Genomic DNA, 3,475 nt, shown 5'->3' with positions numbered 1-3,475 from the left:
CTGGTCGAGGATGCGGATCGCGATGCCCTCGGCGCGGGCGTGCACCTGCGGCCACGGGTGCCGCGTCCAGGCGTCGGCATCCTTGTCGAAGACCACCAGGTTGTGAGCTGAGGCGCGCATCGCCCTGGACAGGGCGGTGGCCAGCACGCTCACTGGCCGACCGGGACCTTTGCCCGGATCACGTTCTCGAGGTCGCCGACGGTGTCGCAGCCGAGCAACTCCTGTTCGGACACCGCCACACCGAGCTTGTCTTCGATTGCGACCATGCCCACCGCGAAGGCCACCGAGTCCAAGCCGACGTCGTCCACCAGCCGGGACTCCTGCGTCACCCGGCTGACGTCGATGTTGAGGTCCTCGCGCAAGATCTCGATCAGGGCCGCGCTCACCGAGTCAGACGACGACTGGTCGGAGTTCATGGGCCGTCACAGTACCGGGCCGCGGCCGCCAAAGGGGATCTACGGTTTGGGCGCTAACACGCTGGCCGCGTCGGCGGCGCCGTCGCCGTCGGCGTCGGTCAGCTTGATGTCCCACCGCCCGTCGCCGTCGGTGTCGACGTAGCCGGTGACGCCCTTCTCGCCGGACGTGATTGCGCGGTCGGCCAGGCCGTTGCCGTCGATGTCGAGCAGCCGGACCTCGGCACGACCCTCGGCGCCGAACTCGGACAACGGGTTACCGGTGTGCTCGGCACCGTCGAGCCCGAACCAGCGCAGTCCGGAGGCCTCCCGCGCCGGTCGGGCGGCTGGGTCTGTGGCCACCGACCAGGTGCCCGAGCCGTCGTCGGTGAAATAACGTTCTTCTGCGCCGTCGACGTCGAGAACGGCATGGTCGGCGATGCCGTCCCCGTCCAGATCGGCCAGGGCGTCGTCGGCCAGACCGTCGCCGTCGAAGTCCAGGCCGACGGCGTCGAGCCGGCCGTCGCCGTTGAGGTCGAGATCCGGTCCGCGCTCCCACATCGTCGCTGCGCCGTCACCGGCGCTCAGGCAATACTCCATGCCAGTCCGACGCGGCCGGGCCGCTACTGGTTCCCGCGGGTCTTCCACCAGGACAGCAGCTCGGCGGTGGCCTCCTCGCTGGTCAGCGGCCCGCGGTCCAGCCGCAGCTCCTTGAGGTACCGCCACGCCTCGCCGACCTGCGGGCCGGCCGGAATACCGAGCAGGTCCATGATCGCGTTGCCGTCCAGGTCCGGTCGCACCCGCTGCAGGTCTTCCTTGGCGGCCAGCTCCGCGATCCGCGCCTCGAGGTCGTCGTAGTTGGCCTGCAGCCGGGCCGCGCGGCGCTTGTTGCGGGTGGTGCAGTCGGCGCGCACCAACTTGTGCAGCTGACCCAACAACGGGCCCGCGTCGGTGACGTAACGCCGCACCGCCGAGTCGGTCCATTTGCCGTCGCCGTAACCGTGGAACCGCAGGTGCAGATACACCAGCTGCGAGACGTCGTCGATGATCTGTTTCGAATACTTCAACGCGCGCAACCGTTTTCGGACCATCTTGGCGCCCACCACCTCGTGGTGGTGGAAGCTCACTCCTCCGTCGGCTTCGTGCTTGCGGGTGGCGGGCTTACCGATGTCGTGCAGCAGCGCCGCCCAGCGCAGCACCAGGTCGGGACCTTCGTCTTCCAAGGCGACCGCCTGCCGCAGCACGGTCAGCGAATGCTGGTAGACGTCCTTGTGCTGGTGATGCTCGTCGATCGCCATCTGCATGCCGCCGACGTCGGGCAGCACCACGTCGCCCAGCCCGGTCTGCACCATCAGCTCGATACCGGCGACCGGATCGGCGCCCAGCAGCAGCTTGTCCAGCTCGGCGGCGACCCGCTCGGCGGTGATCCTGCCCAGCTCGGAGGCCATGTCCTCGATCGCTGAACGCACCCGCGGGGCCACCGTGAAGCCGAGCTGCGAGACGAACCGCGCGGCGCGCAGCATCCGCAGCGGGTCGTCGCCGAACGAAACCTGCGGCGCCGCAGGCGTATCCAGGATGCCGGCCCGCACCGCGGCCAAACCCTTTAGGGGATCGACGAATTCGGCGGCGCCAGTCGCCGTCACGTGCACCGCCATCGCGTTCACGGTGAAGTCGCGGCGCACCAGGTCGTCGTCGAGGGAGTCGCCGAAACGCACCTGGGGGTTGCGGGATACGCCGTCGTAACGGTCGGCTCGGAACGTGGTGATCTCCAGGCGCTGGTGGTTCTTCTGCGCGCCGATCGTGCCGAACTCGATGCCGGTGTCCCACAGTGCGTCGGCCCACGGCCGCAGCAATTTCTGCAGCTGCTCGGGGCGGGCGTCGGTCGCGAAGTCCAGATCCGTGATCGGCCGCTGCAGCACCGCGTCGCGCACCGAGCCGCCGACCAGATACAGCTGGTGGCCGGCGGCAGCGAACAGCCCGCCGAGCCCGCGCAGGACGTCGGCATGCCTGTTCAATGCGACCGCGGCAGCGGTCAGCAGCTCGGCATCCTGGGCATCGTCGGGCACGGGACAGAGCGTAGTCGGACGACGATGCGGCGCCCGGTGGCCGCTGTGGGGGTAGCGCCCAGCCGCGAAGCGGCGAGGGGGAGAGTCCGATCTGTGGCTGCACCGTAGCCCGATCGTGCAGCTCCCTACCGGCGAGTGTGGCCAGAGCGTCTGAGCACGCCAGCTACTATCGCTTGGGTGTCCGACGGCGAAAAATCGCAACCGCGTCGGCGCCGGGGGAGGCGCCGCGGTCGACGCTCGGCAGGGTCGGGCGAGGCCCAATCCGGCAACGAGGCCGTGGCCGGCGGCACACCAGCCGCTCCAGCGAAGCCCGCGCAACGCCGCGGCCCCGAGCGGCTGCGCACCGTGCACGAGACATCGGCCGGCGGACTGGTCATCGACAACATCGATCGGCCGCGTGAAGAGCAGGTCGCGGCATTGATCGGTCGCGTCGATCGACGCGGCCGGATGCTGTGGTCGCTTCCCAAAGGCCACATCGAACTCGGCGAGACCGCCGAACAGACCGCGATCCGGGAAGTCGCCGAGGAGACCGGGATACAAGGCAGCGTGCTGGCGGCGCTGGGCCGCATCGACTACTGGTTCGTCACCGACGGTCGCCGAGTACATAAGACCGTGCATCACTATCTGATGCGCTTTCTGGGCGGCGAGCTGTCCGACGATGACGTGGAGGTCGCCGAGGTGGCATGGGTGCCGATCCCCGAGCTGCCGTCCCGGCTGGCGTACGCCGACGAACGCCGGCTGGCCGAGGTGGCCGACGAGCTGATCGACAAGCTGCAGAGCGACGGCCCCGCCGCGCTGCCGCCGCTGCCGCCCACCTCACCGCGGCGGCGTCCGCAAACCCATTCCCGCACCCGGATCCGTCGGCCCGACGAGTCCGCCCGAGGCCGCAAGAACGGTCGCGGTCCGGGGCCGTAGCCTCCGACGACGATGCAGAGCAAATCGAGGTTGAGGCACCACTCGCTCGCAGGGATTGACAGCGGTTCGACGGCGCCGCGACTCCGGCGGGCAGCGCTGCTG

At 69.6% G+C, this 3,475-nt stretch carries 4 protein-coding genes; 1 reads left to right on the top strand and 3 read right to left on the bottom strand.

The annotated features are described in order from the left end of the window. Positions 1 to 149: 149 nt before the first annotated feature. The 3 genes from WAN02_RS18645 to WAN02_RS18635 are packed head-to-tail and all read right to left on the bottom strand — an operon-like array spanning position 150 to position 2,458. Complete coding sequence (locus WAN02_RS18645; protein WP_422265727.1) at positions 150 to 416, bottom strand: acyl carrier protein; 267 nt, start codon at positions 414 to 416, stop codon at positions 150 to 152. Positions 417 to 455: 39 nt separating this feature from the next. Further along, positions 456 to 992 carry a pullulanase gene (locus tag WAN02_RS18640; protein ID WP_422265726.1) on the bottom strand — a complete coding sequence of 179 codons (537 nt, stop codon included), beginning with the start codon at positions 990 to 992 and terminating at the stop codon, positions 456 to 458. 23 nt (positions 993 to 1,015) lie between these two features. Then, positions 1,016 to 2,458 carry a CCA tRNA nucleotidyltransferase gene (locus WAN02_RS18635; protein ID WP_422265725.1) on the bottom strand — a complete coding sequence of 481 codons (1,443 nt, stop codon included), beginning with the start codon at positions 2,456 to 2,458 and terminating at the stop codon, positions 1,016 to 1,018. A gap of 177 nt (positions 2,459 to 2,635) precedes the next feature. Here WAN02_RS18635 and WAN02_RS18630 point away from each other — a divergent pair, with 177 nt between their 5' ends. After that, the gene (locus WAN02_RS18630; protein ID WP_422265724.1) at positions 2,636 to 3,373 is read left to right on the top strand and encodes an NUDIX hydrolase; all 738 of its coding nucleotides are present in this window, start codon (positions 2,636 to 2,638) and stop codon (positions 3,371 to 3,373) included. Positions 3,374 to 3,475 lie beyond the last annotated feature (102 nt).

Origin of the sequence: Mycobacterium sp. (assembly GCF_049281135.1) — a bacterium.
Classification (GTDB): domain Bacteria; phylum Actinomycetota; class Actinomycetes; order Mycobacteriales; family Mycobacteriaceae; genus Mycobacterium.
The sequence above is the reverse complement of the archived record's forward strand: the minus strand, read 5'-3'. Positions and strand labels throughout refer to the sequence as shown.

Bases quoted from the DNA above. Each gene is read 5' to 3' on its own strand.
- WAN02_RS18645 (WP_422265727.1), bottom strand. From the start codon at position 416: ATGAACTCCGACCAGTCGTCGTCTGACTCGGTGAGCGCGGCCCTGATC.
- WAN02_RS18640 (WP_422265726.1), bottom strand. From the start codon at position 992: ATGGAGTATTGCCTGAGCGCCGGTGACGGCGCAGCGACGATGTGGGAG.